21 protein-coding genes, 1 other RNA gene and 2 pseudogenes are annotated in these 21,750 nt (G+C 44.9%); 18 read left to right on the top strand and 6 right to left on the bottom strand.

What is annotated here, in order from left to right:
* Positions 1 to 31: 31 nt before the first annotated feature.
* Positions 32 to 1,390 (bottom strand): MATE family efflux transporter, encoded by a 1,359-nt coding sequence (locus MWM02_RS08480; protein WP_244403447.1) that lies wholly within the window; start codon positions 1,388 to 1,390, stop codon positions 32 to 34.
* A 681-nt stretch (positions 1,391 to 2,071) separates the two neighbouring features.
* Between MWM02_RS08480 and ilvA the strand changes: the two genes are divergently transcribed.
* Positions 2,072 to 3,280, top strand: coding sequence for a threonine ammonia-lyase (ilvA, locus tag MWM02_RS08485; RefSeq protein ID WP_244403448.1), 1,209 nt, complete (start codon positions 2,072 to 2,074; stop codon positions 3,278 to 3,280).
* A 45-nt stretch (positions 3,281 to 3,325) separates the two neighbouring features.
* Here ilvA and MWM02_RS08490 read toward each other — a convergent pair whose 3' ends face one another.
* The 3 genes from MWM02_RS08490 to MWM02_RS08495 all read right to left on the bottom strand — a co-directional run bounded on the left by MWM02_RS08490 (position 3,326) and on the right by MWM02_RS08495 (position 4,560).
* On the bottom strand, positions 3,326 to 3,577 hold the full coding sequence (locus MWM02_RS08490) for a DUF6154 family protein (RefSeq protein ID WP_064551779.1): 252 nt from the start codon (positions 3,575 to 3,577) through the stop codon (positions 3,326 to 3,328).
* A gap of 594 nt (positions 3,578 to 4,171) precedes the next feature.
* On the bottom strand, positions 4,172 to 4,306 hold the full coding sequence (locus MWM02_RS19380; RefSeq protein WP_256462211.1) for a hypothetical protein: 135 nt from the start codon (positions 4,304 to 4,306) through the stop codon (positions 4,172 to 4,174).
* A gap of 5 nt (positions 4,307 to 4,311) precedes the next feature.
* Positions 4,312 to 4,560, bottom strand: a complete 249-nt coding sequence (locus MWM02_RS08495; protein ID WP_064551780.1) for a hypothetical protein — start codon at positions 4,558 to 4,560, stop codon at positions 4,312 to 4,314.
* Positions 4,561 to 4,707: 147 nt separating this feature from the next.
* Between MWM02_RS08495 and MWM02_RS08500 the strand changes: the two genes are divergently transcribed.
* Both MWM02_RS08500 and MWM02_RS19600 read left to right on the top strand, forming a co-directional pair.
* Positions 4,708 to 5,466: an alpha/beta hydrolase gene (locus MWM02_RS08500; RefSeq protein ID WP_064551781.1), complete on the top strand. Its 759-nt coding sequence runs from the start codon at positions 4,708 to 4,710 to the stop codon at positions 5,464 to 5,466.
* A 327-nt stretch (positions 5,467 to 5,793) separates the two neighbouring features.
* Positions 5,794 to 5,973 (top strand): annotated as a pseudogene (locus MWM02_RS19600) (GNAT family N-acetyltransferase); the annotation flags it as partial.
* 71 nt (positions 5,974 to 6,044) lie between these two features.
* Here the strand turns inward: MWM02_RS19600 and MWM02_RS08505 are convergent.
* Complete coding sequence (locus MWM02_RS08505; protein WP_244403449.1) at positions 6,045 to 6,590, bottom strand: flavodoxin family protein; 546 nt, start codon at positions 6,588 to 6,590, stop codon at positions 6,045 to 6,047.
* Positions 6,591 to 6,732: 142 nt separating this feature from the next.
* Between MWM02_RS08505 and MWM02_RS08510 the strand changes: the two genes are divergently transcribed.
* The 14 genes from MWM02_RS08510 to MWM02_RS08575 all read left to right on the top strand — a co-directional run bounded on the left by MWM02_RS08510 (position 6,733) and on the right by MWM02_RS08575 (position 19,348).
* Entirely contained in the window at positions 6,733 to 7,383 is a 651-nt protein-coding gene (locus MWM02_RS08510) for a TetR/AcrR family transcriptional regulator (protein ID WP_064551783.1), read from the top strand.
* Between the two features lie 139 nt (positions 7,384 to 7,522).
* Entirely contained in the window at positions 7,523 to 8,665 is a 1,143-nt protein-coding gene (locus tag MWM02_RS08515; protein ID WP_064551784.1) for an acyl-CoA dehydrogenase, read from the top strand.
* A gap of 60 nt (positions 8,666 to 8,725) precedes the next feature.
* Positions 8,726 to 10,360, top strand: coding sequence for an AMP-binding protein (locus MWM02_RS08520; RefSeq protein ID WP_244403450.1), 1,635 nt, complete (start codon positions 8,726 to 8,728; stop codon positions 10,358 to 10,360).
* 76 nt (positions 10,361 to 10,436) lie between these two features.
* Positions 10,437 to 11,783, top strand: a complete 1,347-nt coding sequence (accC, locus tag MWM02_RS08525; protein ID WP_064551965.1) for an acetyl-CoA carboxylase biotin carboxylase subunit — start codon at positions 10,437 to 10,439, stop codon at positions 11,781 to 11,783.
* Positions 11,784 to 11,809: 26 nt separating this feature from the next.
* Entirely contained in the window at positions 11,810 to 12,022 is a 213-nt protein-coding gene (locus MWM02_RS08530; protein ID WP_064551786.1) for an acetyl-CoA carboxylase biotin carboxyl carrier protein subunit, read from the top strand.
* A gap of 14 nt (positions 12,023 to 12,036) precedes the next feature.
* Complete coding sequence (locus tag MWM02_RS08535) at positions 12,037 to 12,936, top strand: hydroxymethylglutaryl-CoA lyase (RefSeq protein WP_244403451.1); 900 nt, start codon at positions 12,037 to 12,039, stop codon at positions 12,934 to 12,936.
* A 16-nt stretch (positions 12,937 to 12,952) separates the two neighbouring features.
* Positions 12,953 to 13,735: an enoyl-CoA hydratase gene (locus MWM02_RS08540; RefSeq protein ID WP_244403452.1), complete on the top strand. Its 783-nt coding sequence runs from the start codon at positions 12,953 to 12,955 to the stop codon at positions 13,733 to 13,735.
* Positions 13,736 to 13,748: 13 nt separating this feature from the next.
* The gene (locus MWM02_RS08545) at positions 13,749 to 15,311 is read left to right on the top strand and encodes an acyl-CoA carboxylase subunit beta (protein ID WP_244403453.1); all 1,563 of its coding nucleotides are present in this window, start codon (positions 13,749 to 13,751) and stop codon (positions 15,309 to 15,311) included.
* Positions 15,312 to 15,385: 74 nt separating this feature from the next.
* A non-coding RNA gene (gene ssrS, locus MWM02_RS08550) (6S RNA) lies at positions 15,386 to 15,576 on the top strand.
* A gap of 180 nt (positions 15,577 to 15,756) precedes the next feature.
* Positions 15,757 to 16,197 (top strand): MarR family winged helix-turn-helix transcriptional regulator, encoded by a 441-nt coding sequence (locus tag MWM02_RS08555; protein WP_064551790.1) that lies wholly within the window; start codon positions 15,757 to 15,759, stop codon positions 16,195 to 16,197.
* A gap of 4 nt (positions 16,198 to 16,201) precedes the next feature.
* Entirely contained in the window at positions 16,202 to 16,840 is a 639-nt protein-coding gene (locus tag MWM02_RS08560; protein ID WP_064551791.1) for an HlyD family secretion protein, read from the top strand.
* Positions 16,841 to 16,850: 10 nt separating this feature from the next.
* Complete coding sequence (locus tag MWM02_RS08565) at positions 16,851 to 18,545, top strand: DHA2 family efflux MFS transporter permease subunit (RefSeq protein WP_244403454.1); 1,695 nt, start codon at positions 16,851 to 16,853, stop codon at positions 18,543 to 18,545.
* A gap of 249 nt (positions 18,546 to 18,794) precedes the next feature.
* Positions 18,795 to 18,944: a DUF2639 domain-containing protein gene (locus MWM02_RS08570; RefSeq protein WP_081260297.1), complete on the top strand. Its 150-nt coding sequence runs from the start codon at positions 18,795 to 18,797 to the stop codon at positions 18,942 to 18,944.
* 200 nt (positions 18,945 to 19,144) lie between these two features.
* Positions 19,145 to 19,348: a DUF6501 family protein gene (locus tag MWM02_RS08575; protein ID WP_064551793.1), complete on the top strand. Its 204-nt coding sequence runs from the start codon at positions 19,145 to 19,147 to the stop codon at positions 19,346 to 19,348.
* A gap of 212 nt (positions 19,349 to 19,560) precedes the next feature.
* Here MWM02_RS08575 and MWM02_RS08580 read toward each other — a convergent pair.
* A pseudogene (locus MWM02_RS08580) lies at positions 19,561 to 20,106 on the bottom strand (RNA-guided endonuclease InsQ/TnpB family protein); the annotation flags it as partial.
* A 204-nt stretch (positions 20,107 to 20,310) separates the two neighbouring features.
* Between MWM02_RS08580 and MWM02_RS08585 the strand changes: the two are divergent.
* Entirely contained in the window at positions 20,311 to 20,445 is a 135-nt protein-coding gene (locus MWM02_RS08585; RefSeq protein ID WP_232509567.1) for a phage holin family protein, read from the top strand.
* The last annotated feature ends 1,305 nt before the right edge of the window (positions 20,446 to 21,750 follow it).

Here is a 21,750-nt window from a genome sequence, read left to right on the forward strand (position 1 = left end):
TGAAGGCAACCGACGAAGAGTGCCGCCTTTTTCATTGGGAGGAAACTTGCCTGTAGCGGCACTGGATATAAAGGAGGCGGAAAAAGAGGAATACTGCTCCGGAAGCTAATCCGGCAATCAGCCCGATCCAATATCCAAACGCCCCGAAAGAAGTGAGATTGGCAAGCATATAGCCGAATGGCAACCCGATGCACCAATATGAAGCGAAAGCGGCCCAGAATGTAGCGTTGACATCCTTATATCCTCTAAGCGCTCCTTGGATTGGAGCTGCAACGGCGTCGGAAAACTGAAAGAAAATCGCATACAGCAAAAATTGCGCCGTCAACGATAACACCTCTTGTTCGTCCGTATAAATTTTGGCAATATCCCCGCGGAAAAAATAAAGCAAAAGCGAAGTCACAGTCGCTATCGACACTGCCATTCCAATGCCGATAAAGCTGTATTGTTTCGCGTCTTTGTAACGATTCGCCCCAACTTCGAAACCAACGGCGATCGTTAATGCCATCGAGATGCTCAATGGGATCATATAAAGAAACGAAGCGAAATTCATCGCGCTTTGATGGGCGGCGATCGTCGTCGTATGAAACTCGCTCATCAACAATGTGACGGCGGCGAAAATGCTCGTTTCAAAAAAAACGGCAAAACCGATCGGCAGCCCGATTTTTAATAGTTCTTTCCATGCGGCGAAAGAAGGGCGGTAAAAACGTTGAAACATGTTGAAACGCGCAAACCGCTGAAATCGGACGACGATGATGATGGCGATAAAACATGAATACCAATATGTGATTGCCGTTGCATAACCAGCACCGACGCCGCCGAGTTTCGGAAAGCCCCATCTCCCATAAATGAGCAAGTAGTTAAACAAAATGTTAATAGGAAGTGCTGTTAATGTGATCCACATCGTGATTTTCGTCTGCCCAAGCGCATCAATAAAACAGCGCAGCACGTAATAAAGAAACAACGGAATCATGCCGAATGCAAGGGCGATTAAATAGTCATGGGCGATGCGCTGCACTTTTGCTTCTAAATCCATGCCATTTAAAATCGGATTTAAGGCAGCGGCGCCGCCAGCGATGATGACTAGGGCGATGACAATCGCTAAATACATCGCTTGGATGACCGCATGGGAAATTTGCTCGTATCGCTTTGCTCCGAGGTGATGCGCGACAATCGGTGTGAGAGCGAGCAAAATTCCGCTCGTTCCTGTAAAAATAGGAACCCACAAGTTCGAGCCAATGGCAACTCCGGCTAAATCGCTCGAACTGGCGTGCCCTGACATCGTGACATCAGCAAAGTTCATTGCGTATTGGCCGACTTGAGTAATAAATACAGGCAGAAAAATATGAAGCAGCTGAATGATTTTCTCTTTTCGCGTCATCGTTTCTTTCATTGAGACCGCCTCTTTTCTCAAAAATTGCGTCAATAATATAGATTACGAAAAAAATCAGAAAGAAACAATCATTTTATTTTACTATATCTAATCAAACATTGTGCTAAATGCAAAGTTATGACGGTTGCCTGCTTTTTATACAATTTTTCCTTATGAAACAAACGAAAATATTTCATAAATCGAATACTATGGCAAAGCAAGAAAAGGAAGCCATTTTTTGAATTTATTAAACTATGTTCTAAATAACCAGCGAAAAAAGAAACACAATTGCCCGATTCTAGGATTAAAAACCAGACGCACTTCTTCCACTTAGCATTTTGGCTTACGGCTCTTATTAATACGTTGTATACGTGACGGATTTGTTTATTAATCAAATCGCGAAACCGCACATGAAAGGTTTATATTTTGGTGCGATGGAGGTTGCCTCGATTGGGAATTCGTTCGGACCGGCATTGGGAGGATTTTTGATTTCCGTATTTGGGATTTCGAATGGGGTCGGTATATTCGGGCTTACTCGCGTTATTAAGCTTTTTAGGATTTCCTTTCCTTTTGTATGCGGCGCACTTATTAGAAAATGAAAAACGTTATATTCGGATATAATTTTTTGTAGGCGAAATATTATTTTAATGTATAATGATCAATGGCGGCTTTTAAATGAACGATAGTTAGGTGATGAAGACGATGTTAACATTGAATGATATTTTAGAAGCAAGGGAAAAAATGAAAAAGGTTGTTCATGAAACTCCGCTTGAGCATTCCCAAACGTTTACTAATCTTTCTGGGAATGAAGTATACATGAAGCTAGAAAATTTGCAAAAAACAGGATCGTTTAAAGTGCGTGGATCGTTCAATAAAATTATGTCATTGAGCGAAGCGGAACGAAAACGCGGAGTCATTGCTGCTTCAGCTGGAAACCATGCCCAAGGAGTAGCTTATTCGAGCGGCATGATCGGCATCCCATGCACGATCGTCATGCCGAAAGGAGCGCCGTTAAGCAAAGTGGAAGCGACAAAAGGATACGGAGCAGAAGTGATTTTACATGGCGATGTGTTTGACGAGTCGCTTGAGTACGCGTTCGAATTGCAGCGGCAGCGCGGCATGACGTTTGTCCATCCATTTGATGATTTGGCGGTTATGTCAGGACAAGGAACGATTGGCTTAGAAATTATCGAGCAGCTTCCGGAAGTCGATGTGGTGCTATGCCCGGTTGGGGGCGGCGGACTGCTTGCCGGGTTGGCATTTACGTTAAAGCAGTTAAAGCCGTCGATTGAGATATATGGTGTCGAATCGTCTGCTTGTCCAGGAATGACGGCGGCGCTCCGCCATAAAAAACCGGTAATGGTTGCTTCTTCTGATACGATTGCCGATGGCATTGCAGTGAAAAAACCGGGAAACATTACGTATAGATATATTGAAAAATATGTCGACGGTGTTGTTTGCGTTGACGAAGCAGAAATTTCCCGAACGATGCTATATTTATTGGAACGTAACAAACTGTTGGTCGAAGGCTCTGCGGCGTGTCCGCTGGCGGCGTTGTTGTATCAAAAATTACCGTTTACCGGAAAAAAAGTCGTTGCCATTTTAAGCGGAGGCAATGTTGATGTCACTCTTATTTCGCGAATTATTGAACGCGGGCTCGTCGAATCTGGACGGTTTGTTACATTTACGACTGTCATTTCCGATAAACCTGGCCAGCTCAATAAGTTGTTGCGCATTATCGCCGAACTGGAAGCAAACGTCATGTCGATCCACCATCAACGCATCGGTGCAAAAGTATTGCCGGGTCAAGCAGAAATTCATTTTTCGCTCGAAACAAAAAATCGAGAACATATTCATCAAATACATCAAGTACTACTGAAAGAAGGATATGACGTGGAGTTTTTCCAATAAATATCGTTTCAGGGATGGCGCAAACTGCGCCATCCTATTTTGTTGTTAATGAATGTTTGCTATATTTCTCAGTTTTGTTTGTCCAATGCCATCCTGTGCCATTTTCGCTTTCAAACATTCGAGAATGTAAAGACCGACCATCCCTGTTAATTCTTCATTGCTCATTTCTTGAACGAACTGCAACAAATCATTTCGGTCGAGCTCTTCCAAAATCGACATCGTCATCACTTCCGCATCTTCTTCGTCCCCTGTAAGCCGGTCCTTGTAATATTCATAAAGTTCATCAACAAATTTCATTGATTTTCCTCCATCCATTTTGTTTATCTTCCGGTTTCCACAAAATACTGAATGATTTCCTATTTTTGGTTAAGTTAGTATAATAGCAAAAATATTAAGAAAGCGGGGGAGAGGGATGATTCGTTGTCTAACATGATATGATTATGACAAAATTTTACTATTTATACAACAAAATCCATCGTTTCATCTATTTTTATTATCGGCGACATCGAATCATTTAGATGCGATGCCGATTTTCAAGAAGCTTGGGGAGAATTGGATGAAGCAGGCAAGCTAAAAAGCGTGCTGCTTCGGTATTATCATTCTTATATTCCATATGTGCAAGGCGGTTTTGTTGTAGAAGGGTTTGCCGCGCTGATTTAGCAAATGAGGACGTCTTCTTTCATGCTTTCCGGTAAGTCGGCCATTGTTGAGCGGTTCGAACAATGGCTACCGCTAAGCAAAAAGCGCGCAATGTATTTCTGTAAATGCAACAGAAGGAATCCAGCACCATATAGAAATCAAGCAGGCTACGCTTTCGGTACATGGACGATATATCGTTAAGAAAAGGGAGGGCTTACTGGCAAACGGAAAGTAAGCCCTCCTTCCCATATATTATTGCCCGTCCGCTCCGTTTGGCGTGACGCGGCGAATATGTTGGTCGCCTTTTTCTCTCATCGCCTTTGCCTTATCGTTAACAAGTTGTTTTTGGTTGACCAATGATGATGGAGTTTGCTTTTTGTTTGCCATATGGATCACCTCATTTGCGAAGCTTTTGCGCGTTGAATAAACATTTCAGCATCTTCAATGAGCCCGCATGTGCCACATTGGACGCGGTAGCTTGGGCCGCGATACGGGAGATGGAACGGTTCTAACGTCTCGTTCGTATATTCTTGTTCAATTTCGCCTGTTTGTGGGTTGAGTTTTACTGCTTTTGGATGTTGCTCGATGAAATGGAAACGGGTTCGATTTGTTTTGCAGTTTGGGCATAACATCGGTTCCAAAAGAAACCACCTCCATCTTTATAGTTTGGAAAAACAGCCATGATTATGTATAAAATTGTAGAAGTTTATCTATGTGCCATAGAGGAATCGCATCTAAAGATAGCGAACATGTATGCAGTAGAGAAAATCAGAAAGGAGAGGAGCAAGATGCAAAATGCGATTACATTGACTCATCGCGGCATGACGATGCGCGGGATGGAGCATATTCCGGAAAAAGCGCTTAGTGAAAAGGTACCAGCAGTTATTTTATTTCACGGATTTACCGGCACGAAGCTCGAGCCGCACCGCCTGTTTTTAAAAATATCGCGCGCGCTTGAGAAACGAGGAATCGCCAGCTTTCGTTTCGACTTTTTAGGCAGCGGGGAAAGCGACGGCGATTTTGAAGAAATGACCGTATCGAAAGAAATCGACGAAGCGCATGCGATCTTGGATTTTGTAAAAAGAGATGTGCGCATTGATCCGTCGCGCATTTACTTGCTTGGGCTGAGCATGGGCGGGCTCGTTGCCAGCGTCGTTGCCGGCGAAAGACCGAACGATGTCGCCAAATTAATTCTTATGGCACCGGCGGGAAACATGTATGAACTGATTTCAGAGACGATTCGGCAAGAAAATATCGATGCGACCGCTCCTTATTTTGATTATGGTGGCAATTTGGTCGGTCGCGCGTTTTTGGAAGATTTACAAACAATCAACGTATTTGAAAAGGCCAAGCCGTACGACGGCCCTGTGCTGCTTATTCACGGGACGAAAGATGATATTGTGCCGCACCGCGTCAGCGATCTGTATAAGCAACAATGTTATGGCAGTCGCGCTGGCATCCATTTGATTGAAGGAGCCAACCATACATTTGACGGACATTGCTGGGAAACGGAAGTCATTGAGACGATTCTCGAGTTTGTTTCCTAGGGAGGAAGGTCGGGGAAAGATGTGCTGCGCAGCAAAACAGCGAAGCAATTAATAAAGTAAGAGAGGTATGCTAAAAAATGTTTCCCATAGAAACAAAACGTATAGATCTTTCATTTTTCCATGAACCGTCTAGAAGCCGCAATGGAAGGCAAGGAAACGTTGAAAAAGGCTTCTGGGTATGACGCTGCAGCAGAATGGCCAATTGTGATTATGTAGAATTTTTACCGTGGCTTTTGGAGCAATGGAAGCAACATCCTGAACAATAAAAGTAGAGCTATCGTTCACAAAAGCGATCCATGATTATGGAGAAATCGGAGACAAAGGCGCGGTATCATTGAAATTGGCTATGGGATTGTACCGGGGGATGAGGGAAAAGGATATGCGACCGAAGCGGCCATTACTTATGTACATTGGGGGCAGCAATGCCCGAAAGTGAACAAAGTCGTTGCTGAATGCGTCAACGCTGATACCGCCTCTAAACGCGAATTGAAAAAATCTGGGTTTTGACGAAAACGCGGAAACGACGGAATGCTTTTGGGAGATGGAGGAAATTCCCTCCGCATAAAGCGGAGGGAATTTTATAACGAGCGAAAAAAAGCGTTCCAGTAATTCGCTTGACCGATTGCCCGTTTGTCGTGGAAAACGTCCCCAGGAGCATTTCCTTCTCCGATCACATAGCCGATGTATTCAAGGCCGATAAATTGGAAAATATACTGAAACTGTTGAATGAGCGGAAGACCTTTTATATACGGATTGTCACCGCCGCAAATCACGACAAAGCCTTTTTTCTTTTTCATTTCCTCTTTAAAAGAAAATCGTGTATCCCGCAAGCTTTGTGACCAGCGATCGATAAATTGTTTCATATGTCCGCTCATTCCATACCAATAGATGGGCGTCGCAAATATAAGAACATCATGCTGGCGAACGAGCTCAATCATTTGGTCATAATCGTCATCAACTTTCGTAAATCCTGCCGGATCATGACGTTTGTCAACAATCGGCTGAATCAAAAAGTCTCTTATATTGATGCGAGTGCAAGAAACACCTTCTAAAATTATGTCTGTCAGCAGTTCGGTATTTCCGTTTTCTCTTGAGCTGCCGTTTAACACTAATATGTTTGCCATCGTATCGTTCCTTTCTTTTTCGTCATAATTGATGATAAACGATGGTTGACAATTCCGGCAACCATTCCGTATTTTATAATTAAGCAAAAAATATTTTATTTTTCAGAAAATAATGGTAACATAAAAGCAAAGGAGATTTTTCATGGCAGAAAAACCGCTAAAAGACCGAATTATTGACACTGCTCTTCACCTCTTTGAAAAATATGGGTATCACGGCGTGACCGTTGACCGCATTGTGACGGAAAGCGATACATCAAAAGGCGGCTTTTACCATAACTTTAAGTCAAAAGACGAGCTGCTTTATCACATTCATGACGTATTTATTACGTATGTCTTGAATAAGGCACAGGAAGCGTATGAAAATTACACAACTCCGACAGAGCGCTTATATGCCATTATCCAGTCGTTTGTTAAAGTGTTTCATTTATATAAGCCTCATATTACTGTTTTTTATCAGGAAAGCACGTATTTGAAGCCAGAATACTCGGAAAAGATCAACCGAAAACGTGACGAATTCAAACAAGTCATTTTTCGCGTCATCCGCGAGGGGATCGAAGCGGGGGAATTTCGTCCTGAACTATCCGTAGAAATTACTGGCATGTCGATTATCGGTATGGTCAACTGGACGTATAAATGGTATAACCCGGAAGGCCCGCTTTCGATCGAGCAAATTGCAAAATATTTTGCCGATTTTATTTTGCATGCCGTGCTGAGGGAAGAAATGAAGGAAAAACCGACCATTTCTCGATTTTTGCTTTCGCCTTTGTTTCATTCGTTTTCGGAGGAAAAATAATGTGTATATGTTTGTAAAGAAACCAACTAGTCGGTCTAAATAGAAACAGAGATAGTTGACCTCTGTTTCTATTGCTAATGACGAAAACCGACTAGTCGGTTTTAATTAAGATAAATATAAATCTAATGGGGGAGAGAGAATGAATTTCTCATTCACAAAAGAGCAGCAGATGATTAAAGAGATGGTCCGTGATTTTGCCGAGAAGGAAATTGCGCCATACGCGGCGAAATGGGATGAAGAAGCGCATTTCCCCGTTGAAGTTTTTAAGAAGATGGGCGCGTTAGGGCTTTTAGGCATTCCGTTTCCCGAAAAATACGGTGGCGCTGGCGGAGATACGATTTCATATGCGATAGCCGTAGAAGAAATCGGCCGCGCATGCGGAGGAACTGGATTAAGTTATGCTGCTGCCGTGTCCCTAGGGGCAAGCCCGATTTATTATTTCGGCACGGAAGAACAAAAGCAAAAATGGCTTGTGCCGATGGCAAAAGGAGAAACGTTAGGAGCGTTTGGCTTGACTGAACCAAACGCCGGGTCCGATGCGGGCGGAACGCAGACGACAGCGGTATTGGACGGTGATGAGTATGTCATTAACGGCGAAAAGTGCTGGATTACTAACGCCCAATATTCCAGACAAGTGATTGTCACGGCGGTAACGGGAAAAGATGAGCGCGGCAAAAATATTATTTCCGCGATTATCGTTCCAACAGATACACCAGGATTTACAATCCGCTCGAACTACGATAAAATGGGCGTCCGCGCCTCGAACACGTGCGAATTAGTATTTGAAAACGTCCGCGTGCCACAAGAAAACGTACTTGGCGATCCGAAAAAAGGGTTTAAACAATTTTTGCACACACTTGATGGCGGCCGCATTTCGATTGCCGCATTGGCGGTTGGCATTGCGCAAGCCGCGTTTGAGAAAGCGCTTCAATACGCGAAAGAGCGCGTCCAGTTTGGTCAGACTATTTCGAAATTTCAAGCAATACAGTTTAAGCTTGCCGATATGGCGATGGAAATTGAGCTGGCCCGCAATATGGTGTATAAGGCAGCATGGCTAAAAGATCAAGGGAAACCGTTTACAAAAGAGGCGTCGTTCGCGAAACTGTTCGCCTCGGAAATGGGCTTCCGCGTTTGCAATCAGGCAATTCAAATTCACGGCGGCTATGGGTATATGAAAGAGTATGGAGTCGAGCGCCATTTACGCGACATCAAACTGATGGAAATCGGGGAAGGCACGTCGGAAATTCAGCGTCTCGTTATTGCCCGTCAACTTGGATGCTAAACGTCGGGAAACGCGCATATAGTTAGAAAGGAATTGGGACAAAGGGGGAGGAGACGGTTTATGTTGGCGGTCACGGTGGGGAAACTGCTGGAAGAGAAAGCAAGGCTTCATCCAGATCATGAAGCGGTGGTGTATGCAGACCGCGGTTTCAGAATGACGTACAAACAATTTGACGATTATTGCCGCCTTGTTGCGCGGGGATTCATAGGGCTAGGAATCGAAAAAGGAGAACATGTGGCGATTTGGGCGACCAATGTGCCGGAATGGCTTGCGTGTCAGTTCGCCACAGGAAAAATGGGCGCGGTGCTTGTTACGGTAAATACGAATTACCGTGCGGCAGAGCTAGAATATTTATTAAAACAATCTGATTCGACCACTCTTCTGCTAATGGAGCGGTACCGCGATTCCTCCTATATCGACATCCTTTACGAAATTGCTCCGGAGTTGCGTGAATGCGAGCCTGGGCAATTACAGTCAAAGCGGCTTCCAAAATTGAAAAACGTCATCGTGATCGGTGACAAGCGCTATCCAGGCACGTATACGTGGAACGATATTCTTGCGCTGGCGCACGACGTGACGGAAGAACAGCTCGACGAACAGATGAACTCGCTTGACCCTCATGATGTCATCAACATGCAGTACACCTCAGGCACAACAGGATTCCCAAAAGGAGTCATGCTCACCCACTACAACATTGTCAACAACGCTTACAACATCGCGCAATGTATGAAGCTGACGAAAGAAGACAGGCTTTGCATTCCCGTGCCATTTTTCCATTGTTTCGGATGTGTGCTCGGTACGTTAGCATGCGTCTCGGTCGGCGCGACGATGGTGCCGATTCAGGAATTCCATCCAAAGCAAGTGCTGCAAACGGTTCAAGATGAGAAATGCACCGCGCTGCATGGGGTTCCGACGATGTTTATCGCCGAATTAAACGACCCTGATTTTGAAAAATACGATTTGTCATCGCTTCGAACCGGAATTATGGCCGGTTCCCCTTGCCCGATTGAAGTGATGAAAGCGGTCATGGAGAAAATGGGGGCGAAGGAAATTACGATTGCGTACGGGCAAACGGAATCATCGCCGGTGATTACGCAAACGAGAACGGACGATCCGCTTTACCTTCGCGTCGAAACAGTCGGGCGTGCGCTTCCAAACGTGGAAGTAAAAATTGTTGATCCAAGTACGAATAAAGAAGTGCCGCCAGGCGTGCAAGGAGAGTTATGCACACGCGGTTACCATGTGATGAAAGGCTATTACAAAAATCCGGAAGCAACAAAAGAAGTCATTGATGAAGACGGATGGTTGCATACCGGTGATTTAGCAGTGATGGATGAAAACGGATATTGCCGGATTACGGGACGGCTAAAAGACATGATTATTCGCGGTGGGGAAAATATTTATCCGCGCGAAATCGAAGAGTTTTTATACAAACATCCCAAAATTTTGGATGTTCAAGTCGTCGGCGTGCCAGATGAAAAATACGGCGAAGAAGTCATGGCGTGGATTATTTTAAAAGACGGGGAAACGGCGACGGCGGATGACATTCGCGAGTTTTGCCGCGGAAAAATTTCACGCCATAAAATTCCGCGCTATATCGAATTTACCGACTCGTATCCGATGACAGCCTCTGGAAAAATCCAAAAATTCAAATTGCGGGAAATGGCGAAGCAACGCCTTGGCTTAACGAATTAAACGGTTGCTGTCAGGCGCGCTTCTTCCGCGAAGACGCGCTTGGCAGCAAAACATGACGCAAAGGGTGAATATTATGATGTTTTCAAAAATATTAATCGCCAATCGCGGGGAAATTGCAGCGCGTGTCATTCGCACGTGCCAAAAACTAGGAATTCAAACGGTTGCCGTCTATTCGGAAGCAGATGTTGATTCGCTTCATGTACAACTAGCGGATGAAGCGTATCTTATTGGCAAGCCGCGCGTTAGCGAAAGCTATTTAAATATCGACAAAATGATCGAAGTCGCGAAAATGACGAAGGCGGAAGCCATCCATCCGGGCTATGGATTGCTCTCGGAAAATCCAGAGTTTGCCCGCCGCTGCGAAGAAGAGGGCATTGTTTTTGTTGGGCCGAAAGCGGATGTGATCGCAAAAATGGGAAGCAAAATTGAAGCGCGAAAAACGATGGCAGAAGCTGGCGTTCCAATCGTTCCCGGCATTTCGTTTCCTCTCAAAGATGCCGATGAAGCGGCGGAAACAGCCGAAGGGATTGGTTATCCGATTATGTTGAAAGCTTCGGCGGGAGGCGGCGGCATCGGCATGCAAATCATCCACAATGAGGAAGAGCTCCGTAAAGCGTTTGCAAGTAACCAAAAGCGGGCCGCTTCATTCTTTGGCGACGGGGCGATGTATTTAGAAAAATATATCGCCAATCCGCGTCATATTGAGATTCAGCTTCTCGCTGACAGACACGGGAACTGCATTTATTTGTGGGAACGGGAATGTTCGATTCAGCGCCGCCATCAAAAGATTGTCGAAGAGGCGCCATCGCCGTTTTTAGATGAGGAAACGCGGCGAAAAATAGGAGAAGCCGCCGTCAAGGCTGCCAAACATATCGGCTATACGAACGCCGGAACAATGGAATTTTTAGTCGATGAGCACAAAAATTTCTACTTTCTCGAAATGAATACGAGATTGCAAGTCGAACATCCAGTAACGGAAGAAATCACTGGTATCGATTTAGTTGAGGAACAATTACGTATCGCCGCGGGGGAACCGCTTTGTTACAAACAAGAAGACATTCGCCGCGACGGTCATGCGATGGAAGTGCGCATCTATGCGGAAGACCCAAAAACGTTTTTGCCGTCGCCAGGGAGAATCACGGTCTTCGGACTGCCGCAAGGAGAAGGCGTGCGCAATGAAACGGCAGTGCAAAGCGGCATGACAGTCACGCCATTTTATGATCCAATGATCGCCAAGCTCATTACGAAAGGAAACAACCGTCAGGAAGCGATCAAGCGCATGCTTGCGGCGCTAGAAAACTATCAAATTGAAGGAATTAAAACAAACATTCCAATGTTAAAAGAGGTGCTTTCCCACCCTGCGTTCCAAGCAGGAGACACAACCACCAATTTCATAGAAAAACACTTGCAATCACAACGATAAAATAGAAGAAATGGAGGAAGACAACGATGAGTCAAGTAGTCACATCAATGGCGGGAAGTGTATGGAAAATTGTCGTATCGGTAGGAGACAAAGTGGAAGAAGGTCAAGATGTGGTCATTTTAGAGTCGATGAAAATGGAAATTCCAATTGCGGCAGAGTCTTCAGGAGTCGTCAAGCACATCTGTGTGCAGGAAGGGGACTTTGTGAACGAGGGCGATGTGCTTATCGAACTGGAGTAAGAAGGGGGATGATCATGAGCAAATGGCCAAAGCAAGTTACGATTAAGGAAGTCGGTCCGCGCGATGGGCTGCAAAATGAAAAAACAGCAATTTCGACAGAAGATAAAATTGCTTGGATTAATCGATTGTCTAAAACAGGACTCACTTATATTGAGATTACTTCATTCGTCCATCCAAAGTGGATTCCGCAGCTTGCCGACGCGATGGAAGTGGCGACGAGAATTGAACGGGCGCCCGGCGTGACGTACGCCGCGCTCGTTCCAAATCAAAAAGGCTTGGAGAAAGCGCTGGCGGCAGAAGTGGATGAGGTGGCGGTTTTTATGTCGGCGAGCGAAACGCATAACCGAAAAAATATTAATAAGTCGATTGAAGAAACGTTTTCGGTGTTGGAAGAAGTGGTGAAAACGGCAAAACGAGCAGGAAAAACGGTCCGTGGCTACGTATCGACCGCATTTGGCTGCCCATATGAAGGAAACGTTTCGATCGAGCAAGTCATCCGCGTTTCCGAGCGATTGTTTACCATGGGAATTGACGAGCTTTCATTAGGCGACACGATCGGCGTTGCCACACCAAAGCAAGTGCTGGAATTGCTTGAAGCCGTTTTGCAGTGTTTTCCAAAAGAAAAGCTGGCGATGCATTTTCATGATACAAGGGGGACGGCTTTGGCCAATATTCTCGTTTCGTTGGAAATGGGAATCACGACATTTGACAGTTCGCTGGGCGGATTAGGAGGTTGCCCGTATGCGCCAGGCGCGTCTGGGAATGTAGCGACTGACGATTTAGTCTATATGCTTCACGGCATGGACATTGCCACAGGGATTGATGTCGAACGATTAACGGCTGCGGCATTGTTCATCCAGGACACAATCGGCCGTCCGCTTTCTAGCCGGTATTTACAAACGATTGCACGGTAATCAAAGGGGGAATACGATGCCATCATTCGTTTCATACGAATTGCTTGAAAACGGAATTGCGCTTGTAACGCTAAATCGCCCGGAAGCGGCAAACGCGCTGTCGATCGCTCTCCTGAACAAGTTGTCCGAGCTTCTTGATGATCTTGCATTTAATAAGGCCGTTCGCGTTGTCATCATAACGGGAGCTGGAGAAAAAGCGTTTTGCGCCGGAGCGGATTTAAAAGAGCGCGCTGGCATGAACGAAACGGAAGTACAAAAAACGGTCGCTCTCATTCGCGAGACAATCAACAAGATAGAGCAGCTGCCTCATCCGGTCATCGCCGCATTAAACGGCTCTGCATTTGGCGGCGGGTTGGAGCTCGCCCTTGCCTGTGATATTCGCATTGCCGCAGACACGGCGCAATTCGGTCTTACAGAAACATCGCTTGGAATCATTCCGGGCGCAGGAGGAACGCAGCGGCTTCCGCGTTTGATTGGAACCGGAAAAGCGAAGGAATTAATTTTCACCGCCAAGCGTATTACTGGCAAAGAAGCGGCACAAATCGGCCTTGTCGAATACGCGGTGCCGCGCGAGCAATTAACGGAGAAAGCGCTTGAGATTGCTGGGCAAATCGCCGCCAACGCGCCAATCGCCGTAAGGCAGGCGAAACTTGCGGTTAACCGCGGATTCGATGTCGATTTGGCGACTGGATTGCGCCTCGAGCAAATGGCATATGAGGTGACCATTCCAACAAAAGATCGTCTTGAAGGATTGCAAGCGTTTAAAGAAAAACGAAAACCGATCTACAAAGGGAAATAGGGGGGAAGGAAACATGCAAACAAACGATGTGGTGAACAAACAAAACGAAAAGCTTACGGAACAATTGATGGAACGAACCAAAAAGATTGAGAGTGGAGGAGCAGCAAAATATCACGAAAAAAACGCGGCGCAAGGAAAGCTGTTTGTCCGCGACCGCTTAAAATTGTTATTGGATAGCGGGCTTGAATTTGAGGACGCGCTCTTTGCGAACTGCCTCGCTGATGGACTTCCTGCGGATGGGGTTGTGACAGGGGTCGGAAAAATCAACGGCCAAACGGTATGCGTAATGGCGAACGACTCTACAGTGAAAGCGGGTTCTTGGGGAGCTCGGACTGTGGAAAAAATCATCCGCATTCAAGAAACAGCGGAAAAACTGCGCTGCCCGATTCTTTATCTAGTCGACTCGGCCGGAGCGCGCATCACGGATCAAATCGAAATGTTCCCAGGCCGGCGCGGCGCGGGCCGCATTTTTTATAATCAAGTCAAATTATCGGGAAAAGTGCCGCAAGTTTGCCTCTTGTTTGGTCCTTCCGCCGCCGGTGGAGCGTATATTCCGGCGTTTTGCGACATTGTCATCATGGTTGAAGGAAACGCGTCAATGTATTTAGGTTCGCCGCGCATGGCGGAAATGGTCATCGGCGAGAAAGTGACGCTGGAAGAAATGGGCGGCGCCCGCATGCATTGCACCGTTTCCGGATGCGGAGATGTGCTGGTGAAAACGGAAGAAGAAGCGATCGACTATGCCCGCCGCTACCTATCCTACTTTCCGTCCCATTGCGGCGAAAAACCGCCAGTGTCGGCAGCAAAGCCGCCAAAATCGTTTGAAAAAACGATTGAAGATATTATTCCAACGAATCAAAACACCCCGTTTAATATGTACGATCTCATCGAGCGCGTGATCGACGAAGGTTCGTTTTGCGAAATTAAGAAGCTGTTTGCGCCGGAGATCATCACCGGGCTGGCCCGTTTAAACGGCCAGCCGATCGGCATTATCGCCAATCAGCCGCGCATCAAAGGCGGCGTCTTATTCCATGATTCCGCCGACAAAGCGGCGAAATTTATCACTCTTTGCGATGCGTTTAACATTCCGCTTCTCTTTTTAACCGACGTTCCGGGTTTTATGATCGGGACAAAAGTCGAACGCGCCGGTATCATCCGCCACGGAGCGAAAATGATTTCGGCGATGTCGGAAGCGACCGTGCCAAAAATTTCGATCATCGTGCGCAAAGCGTACGGCGCCGGATTGTACGCGATGGCCGGACCGGCGTTTGAGCCGGACTGCTGCTTGGCGTTTCCAAACGCGCAAATTGCTGTCATGGGGCCGGAAGCAGCCGTCAACGCCGTGTATGCGAATAAAATTGCGGAATTGCCGGAGGAAGAGCGCGCGGCCTTCGTCGAAAAAAAACGTGAAGAATACCGCCGCGACATCGATATTTACCGGCTCGCGTCGGAAATGGTCGTAGATGGCATTATCGCGCCAAACAACTTGCGCGATGAACTAATCCGCCGTTTTGCTGCATACATGTCCAAATGTATGATATTCTCGGAAAGGAAACACGGTGTGTATCCAGTTTAAAGGTATTTACAAAAAAATGAAAGAGACGTCCACTTGCAAAAAGAAAAAAGATTATGTATTATATTAATCACCAAAAACCGCTGCGTTGTACGTTGAAGAATGAGTTTCAACCGATGGCAATAGAAAGGGAGTTCTATATTGAAACGGGAATGTCATGCCTCCCTACTCGTTAGGTTGGAGGACGACAGGAACGTTTCTGCGAACACCCACCTGGTGGAGTGTGGTTGAGAAACTGCATTCAACCAACGGCAAACGCGGCGATGCGTAAAGGAAAATGGAAAAGCCGGTCTCTTGCGGAGATCGGCTTTTCTCATGCAGTTTTTTATCAAAGGCGAAACAATATAGTTGATTTATAACATAAGCATGTTATAATTATACTTCGCATAGAAATAATTCGTATTGGAATTATTTCTATTATACATAACATAATTGAGGAGGGGGGCTCATGGAAAAGCTTGGGCGAGAAATTATGTATTCGGTGTTTCGAATGCAAAAAGCGTTGTGCCGGCTCGCCCGCGAAGATGCGGCCCGGGTAGGCATTACAGAAGTGCAGCTAATGATTCTCTACACGTTATTGAAAAAAGAAAATATCCGCTTGAACGATTTGGCGGAAAAATTAAATTTAAGCAACAGCAACGTCAGCGGTACGGTTGACCGTCTTGTCAGCGCCGGGTTGGTGGCACGGGAGACGTCGAAAGAAGACCGCCGTGCTGTGATATTAAGTTTGACCGATAAAGGCAGACAGACGATTAAAGAAGCGTTTAATCATGAATCCATCCTTTTGCAGCGGCTGCAAAAAATCGAACAAACTATTGATACGGAAGAAATTTTGCAATTTCTTTCTCTCCAGCAAAAGATGAAAAATATTTTATTAGGGGAGGAATAAGAAAGTGAACGCAAAAAGATTAATCGCGTTGAATATTATCGTTCTCATTTTACTTGTCGGCGGCGGTTTTGCTGCTTATTATTATGTCAATGAAGTGACCAACTATATTAAAACAGACAATGCTCGCATCGACGGGCAAGCCATTTCGATTTCTTCTCCATATTCTGGAAAATTAACAAACTGGTCGGGAAACATTGGAAAAACGTTTAATAGCGGCGACCAAATCGGTGAAGTATCAGACGGGAAACATAACATTCCAATCACCGTTCCGCATCATATGACGATTGTCCAACAAAACGCCGTTCAAAATTCGTTTGTCCCAGCGGGAATGACGTTGGCGCGCGGCTATGATTTAGACGATTTATGGGTCACGGCAAACATAGATGAAACCGATATTGAAGATGTCAAAGTAGGCCAAGATGTCGACATTTATGTGGATGCCTACCCAGACCGCAAATTTACGGGGAAAGTGGAGAAGCTTGGATATGCGACTGCCAATACGTTTAGCTTGTTGCCAAGTTCCAATAATACAGGCAACTATACGAAAGTGACGCAAGTCATTCCGGTTACGATTTCGATTGACGATGATAACGGGGCGGGACTAGTACCAGGGATGAACGTCACTGTTCGCATTCACAAGTAGGTGATTGGATATGTCAACGTTTTTAACTGGTTATATTATATTTTCCATTTTCGTTCTCGCCGTGATGAATATTATGGTGAGAAGACGAAAAAACGCGCCCGTCCCGCATGATGCGGAAAAAGCGGAACTTTCGAACGCAACCGTTGCAAATCGCCATGAGGAATCCGCTTCGACAGCGGTGCCTCCGCGCCAAGCAGGCTTGGCAAACATTGGCGACAGCCGGAATAAAGTAGTGGCTACTATTATGCTTGGGGCGTTTGTGGCGATTTTGAATCAGACGCTCATCAACGTCGCGCTTCCGCATATGATGAATGATTTTAACGTAGAAACGTCGACGATTCAGTGGCTTGTTACAGGATACATGCTCATTAACGGCGTGTTGATTCCGATCAGCCCTTTCTTGATTGCCAAATTTCCTACGAAGAAATTGTTTCTTTCGGGGATGTCATTTTTTGCGATTGGCGCCTTTATTTGTTCCGTCGCCCCTTCCTTCGCCATCATGCTGACCGGCCGCCTTATCCAGGCGATCGGTGCAGGGATTATTATGCAATTAATGATGGTTATTATGTTAAATATTTTTCCGCCAGAAAAACGCGGAGTGGCGATGGGAACAGTCGGAATTGCCATGATGTTTGCGCCAGCCGTCGGTCCAACGTTGTCCGGATGGATCGTTGAACACTATTCGTGGCGTCTTTTATTCTACGTCGTATTGCCGATTGCGATTATTGATATTGTGCTGGCCTTTCTTTGGTTGAAGGATACATCAAGAACAGGCAATCCGCCACTGGATCTGCGCGGAGCGATTTATTCGACGATCGGTTTTGGCGGTGTGCTATACGGATTCAGCGAAGCGGGAAGCAATGGTTGGGGGCAGACGAACGTTATTGTGTCGATTATCATCGGCGTCGTATTCCTGGTTTTATTTACGTGGCGTTCGTTGACGGTGGAAAACCCAATTTTAAATTTTCGAGTGTTTAAATATAACGTCTTTACATTATCTACAATTATCGGCTGTGTCATCAATATGGCGCTGTTTGCTGCGATGGTGCTGCTTCCGGTCTATTTGCAAAACTTGCGCGGCTTTACGCCGCTGGACGCCGGTTTGCTGCTCTTGCCTGGAGCGATTGTGATGGCCATCATGTCGCCGATTTCCGGCTGGATTTTTGACCGCATCGGCGCGCGGATGCTTGCGATTGTCGGTCTAGTCATTACGGTCGTGACCACATGGGAGTTCAGCAAGCTGACGATAGATACGCCATACAGCCATATTTTGATGTTATATATTTTCCGCATGTTTGGCATGTCGATGTTAGGGATGCCGATTATGACGGAAGGGCTCAACGCATTGCCGCGCCATTTATACAGCCATGGAACGGCGATGGCAAATACATTGCGGCAAGTCGCTGCTTCGCTTGGCACGGCGTTTCTCGTTACGGTGATGTCGAACCGTTCGAAGTTTCATGCAGAAAATTATCGCAATGAGATGACGGAAAACAATCCGTTCTTTTTAGATATAGTAGCGCAGCTAAAACAAGCCATTCCAAGCGATGAAGCAATCGCACAGCTTTTATACGGCATCGTGCAGCAGCGTTCCGCGATAGAAGGCATTAACGATGCGTTTTTTGTCGCGACAGGGCTCGCGTTTCTCGCGCTTATTTTAGCGTTTTTCTTAAAAGGGAAAAAGCGAAACGCTCCGTCTTCTTAAACATGACAACCACCTTTCCAAAGGGAAGGGTGGTTTTTCTTATTAGCTTGAGGAAGCGAAAGAAAAACGCGCGCTTACCGAAAAAGAGCGTTAGCGGGGAAAACAGGCTCAACGCAAGTTCCATTAAATGAACAAGCGGGGATAAGATTTGGATGGTTGGCTAACTCCGCAGCTTGTTGGAGTTTTTTAGTTCTATTTTTTCGTTTTCATCGTATATATTAAGGCGAGTGACAAAAAAGGGGGAGTTTTATGGCTTACTTCGGTTCGAAAGGCTGGCTTGTCCAACAATTGAAAGAGGTGGGAATTCGTCGGCATCCTGTGGAAAGGAAAAAAGTTGAAACGTATAAAGCGGCCATTTTATATGGACTGTACCAAAAATATGTAAAGAAAATCCGCTAACTGAACGCCATGATCGCGCTCCGTTTGTTTTTGCGCCTAACAATAAGGGGATTATGGGCATGAAAAGGTATTTGCCGTCGAAGAATGCGACATGATGGATGAATGTCTGGAACGCATAAAAGCAGAAGGATATTGCGGCCAAATCGAAATACCGCTAAAATGGGAATAGTATGAAGAAGACAGAAAAAGGAGAGTTGGACATGATTCATCGCACTTGGTTAAACCGCCCAACGTTAAAAAAAGTGAAATGTGTACATACCAACGCGGAAAAATACATCGTTGACCATGTGCTGACGCCAGGGAAAACATATGAAGTGAAAAACGAAACAGAAGAATTTTATTTTATTATTGATAACACCGGGAAAATCGGCGGGTTTTATAAAGACTATTTCGAGGAAGTATAAAAAGGCGCAGGGAGACGGCTTAGGAAAAGGTGCGCAACCTCCTAACATTCTGCAAATCAGGAATCATTGAACCGTCAGCTTTATATGCAAACGAAGGAAGGCTGACTTCGTTTCTTGCGAAGACAGCCTTTTCGCGTCTATTGGGAAGCGGACGATTTTTTTCGGTAACCACATTCCCTTCATATGGAGGCCCTTCGATAACCACGCAGTCATACTGTTTGTCGATAGAAACGAGGGTAATTGGCTTTCTTGCCAACGCTATCGACAAATAAATGGTTCATCGAAAAATCTAAACCAATCACAGATTGCACTTCTGTTGGCATGGGATGATGTTCATATTCTGTAAGAATCGAAATATAATATTTTCCGATTTTGGTTTGAAAAATAGTGCATGACTTGATCACATGACGGGACGGAATTTCTCGATGTTGTTTCATTTTAACAAGTTTGAGTTTCGGTAATTGGATATAGCCATCTAAAAGCGCAATATTTCCGTTGACTACATTGGTTGTATACGACTGTCTTGCCTTACGGCTTTTGGACTTAGGAAATCTGGCACGTCCGGAGAAAAAATGTTGATATGCCTGTTTTAAATGAAGTGGAGCATTGGCTAATGCAAGGCTATCGACTTTTTTGAGCCATGGGAACTTCTTATTATATTTAGCAGGAATTGGGAATTTTAGCTTTTTTAATGCTGCTTTGTCGTTCTTGAATTGCTCGTATGTTTCCTTACATTCCGATAACATTTTAGAGAGGATGTGGCATGTCAGAGCGTATCGATTTTATGTACAGAGCTGGGGCGGCCATAATTTGGAGCTGCCTACGGCTTCTTTTTTGGCGAGCGATCAGTATTGCCAGGAATCTTAGCTTGTCTTTATTAATTATGGTTCAGGCATGATGGCACCATACGTCGAAGGGAATTGCGAAGTGCTACTGGATTTAAACGTATTTCGAAGAAAGTTATGATTTCTGCAATGGTAGCTGTGGCACGTTTGGCAGATCGCGCAGTCGGAACAAACAATTTATGCCGAGATGCGACGATCTTTTTTTATTTAACGAATGAGTTGCTATCCATTCTCGAAATGCTGGCCGGATAGAATGGCCGGTTCCACAACAAATCCGACAAGTCGTTGAAGTTTTACAAGGAAAAAGTGAGGAAGGGGAGGATAAAAAATGGCTTATACCATTATAAAAGACTTTATTGATTGTTTACATAAAGAGCCAGCAAAGGCATCGGCGCATATGAAGGTGTTGTAGCTCATACAACGGCGGTCTATGCTTCTGCGATCAATTATGTTAAATCATCAAAAAATAACTGCAAAAAGCCTTCGTTCATTTCTTTGTCGATTGGACAAGTATTATTCAAACAGTCAATAATATTATAAAGCATGGGGAGCTGGAAAGACTGCAAATGTTCGTTATGTTGTATATAGAGCTTTGTCAAACGAAAGATCATGACCAATTCCAAGAGTCGTATAAACGCTATATATGGTTTTTTGCTTATCTTTTATTCCAAAAACGGTTTGGCGTGAAAAATAACATCGCACTTCTAAGACATTTCTATTGCAGCTATACTTTCTGTAACACGATTCACCCCGATCCTTTGGAATATTTTGAAGAACATGGCGTTACATGGGCGAATTTGTTCAAGATGTGGCGAACAAATATAAGCAAATGGAACAGCCGAAGACAACAACACAAAGCAAAAGCAGAAGCAAATGTTTATGTCGTGAAGCCGTGCGATACATTAAGCAAGATCGCCGCTAGATTATAAAACAACGGTAGAAAAACTTCAAAAATTAAATGGCATCAAAAATCCAAACTTGATTCGTGTCGGACAAAAATTGCGCGTGAAAAAATCCTCCGCCAAACGCCAGGGATTGTTTGTTTTTATGAGTCAGAATAATGCAAAAGTTTCTTCTCACTTAGAGGGGCTTTTATATGTAAGGTCTTTGTAATTTGATGATGCACTAGAAAACGAATGCTTATAGTTCTATAAAAGTGAGAAATAAGCCACTTATGTTGGCTTTTTTTGTATCATTATTTACTCCACATAACATAAAATTTGTCGAAAAATATCGAATTTTGTATATCAAAAAATATTGTTTGATTCGTCTTTGTGAAATACAATTTCTTTGGCAATTGTAAGTAAAAAGGGGGATTATATGAAAAGCACTCGTTTAAAAAAATGGTTGGTATGGTTTATCGTTTGTTTGCTAGCTTTCTCAAGTATTCCTCTAGAGGGACTTGCAGAAACCATTCATTCTAAAGTCAACAATACGGCAGAAAATCATTTACCACCAAAAGTGCCAGAAGCTCCTAAAATCAACCTCAAGCCGGGGGAAATCATAGAAGAACGGACTGAGAATACAAAGGTTTACTACAATGGAGATGGCACGTTT

It is taken from the genome of Parageobacillus sp. KH3-4 (genome assembly GCF_022846435.1).
In the GTDB taxonomy this organism is placed as follows: Bacteria; Bacillota; Bacilli; order Bacillales; family Anoxybacillaceae; genus Parageobacillus; species Parageobacillus thermoglucosidasius_A.

Coding starts and splice junctions, on each gene's coding strand:
- MWM02_RS08480 (WP_244403447.1), bottom strand. CDS start 1,390: ATGAAAGAAACGATGACGCGAAAAGAGAAAATCATTCAGCTGCTTCAT.
- ilvA (WP_244403448.1), top strand. CDS start 2,072: ATGTTAACATTGAATGATATTTTAGAAGCAAGGGAAAAAATGAAAAAG.
- MWM02_RS08490 (WP_064551779.1), bottom strand. CDS start 3,577: ATGAAATTTGTTGATGAACTTTATGAATATTACAAGGACCGGCTTACA.
- MWM02_RS19380 (WP_256462211.1), bottom strand. CDS start 4,306: ATGGCAAACAAAAAGCAAACTCCATCATCATTGGTCAACCAAAAACAA.
- MWM02_RS08500 (WP_064551781.1), top strand. CDS start 4,708: ATGCAAAATGCGATTACATTGACTCATCGCGGCATGACGATGCGCGGG.
- MWM02_RS08505 (WP_244403449.1), bottom strand. CDS start 6,590: ATGGCAAACATATTAGTGTTAAACGGCAGCTCAAGAGAAAACGGAAAT.
- MWM02_RS08510 (WP_064551783.1), top strand. CDS start 6,733: ATGGCAGAAAAACCGCTAAAAGACCGAATTATTGACACTGCTCTTCAC.
- MWM02_RS08515 (WP_064551784.1), top strand. CDS start 7,523: ATGAATTTCTCATTCACAAAAGAGCAGCAGATGATTAAAGAGATGGTC.
- MWM02_RS08520 (WP_244403450.1), top strand. CDS start 8,726: ATGTTGGCGGTCACGGTGGGGAAACTGCTGGAAGAGAAAGCAAGGCTT.
- accC (WP_064551965.1), top strand. CDS start 10,437: ATGTTTTCAAAAATATTAATCGCCAATCGCGGGGAAATTGCAGCGCGT.
- MWM02_RS08530 (WP_064551786.1), top strand. CDS start 11,810: ATGAGTCAAGTAGTCACATCAATGGCGGGAAGTGTATGGAAAATTGTC.
- MWM02_RS08535 (WP_244403451.1), top strand. CDS start 12,037: ATGAGCAAATGGCCAAAGCAAGTTACGATTAAGGAAGTCGGTCCGCGC.
- MWM02_RS08540 (WP_244403452.1), top strand. CDS start 12,953: ATGCCATCATTCGTTTCATACGAATTGCTTGAAAACGGAATTGCGCTT.
- MWM02_RS08545 (WP_244403453.1), top strand. CDS start 13,749: ATGCAAACAAACGATGTGGTGAACAAACAAAACGAAAAGCTTACGGAA.
- MWM02_RS08555 (WP_064551790.1), top strand. CDS start 15,757: ATGGAAAAGCTTGGGCGAGAAATTATGTATTCGGTGTTTCGAATGCAA.
- MWM02_RS08565 (WP_244403454.1), top strand. CDS start 16,851: ATGTCAACGTTTTTAACTGGTTATATTATATTTTCCATTTTCGTTCTC.
- MWM02_RS08570 (WP_081260297.1), top strand. CDS start 18,795: ATGGCTTACTTCGGTTCGAAAGGCTGGCTTGTCCAACAATTGAAAGAG.
- MWM02_RS08575 (WP_064551793.1), top strand. CDS start 19,145: ATGATTCATCGCACTTGGTTAAACCGCCCAACGTTAAAAAAAGTGAAA.
- MWM02_RS08585 (WP_232509567.1), top strand. CDS start 20,311: ATGATTTCTGCAATGGTAGCTGTGGCACGTTTGGCAGATCGCGCAGTC.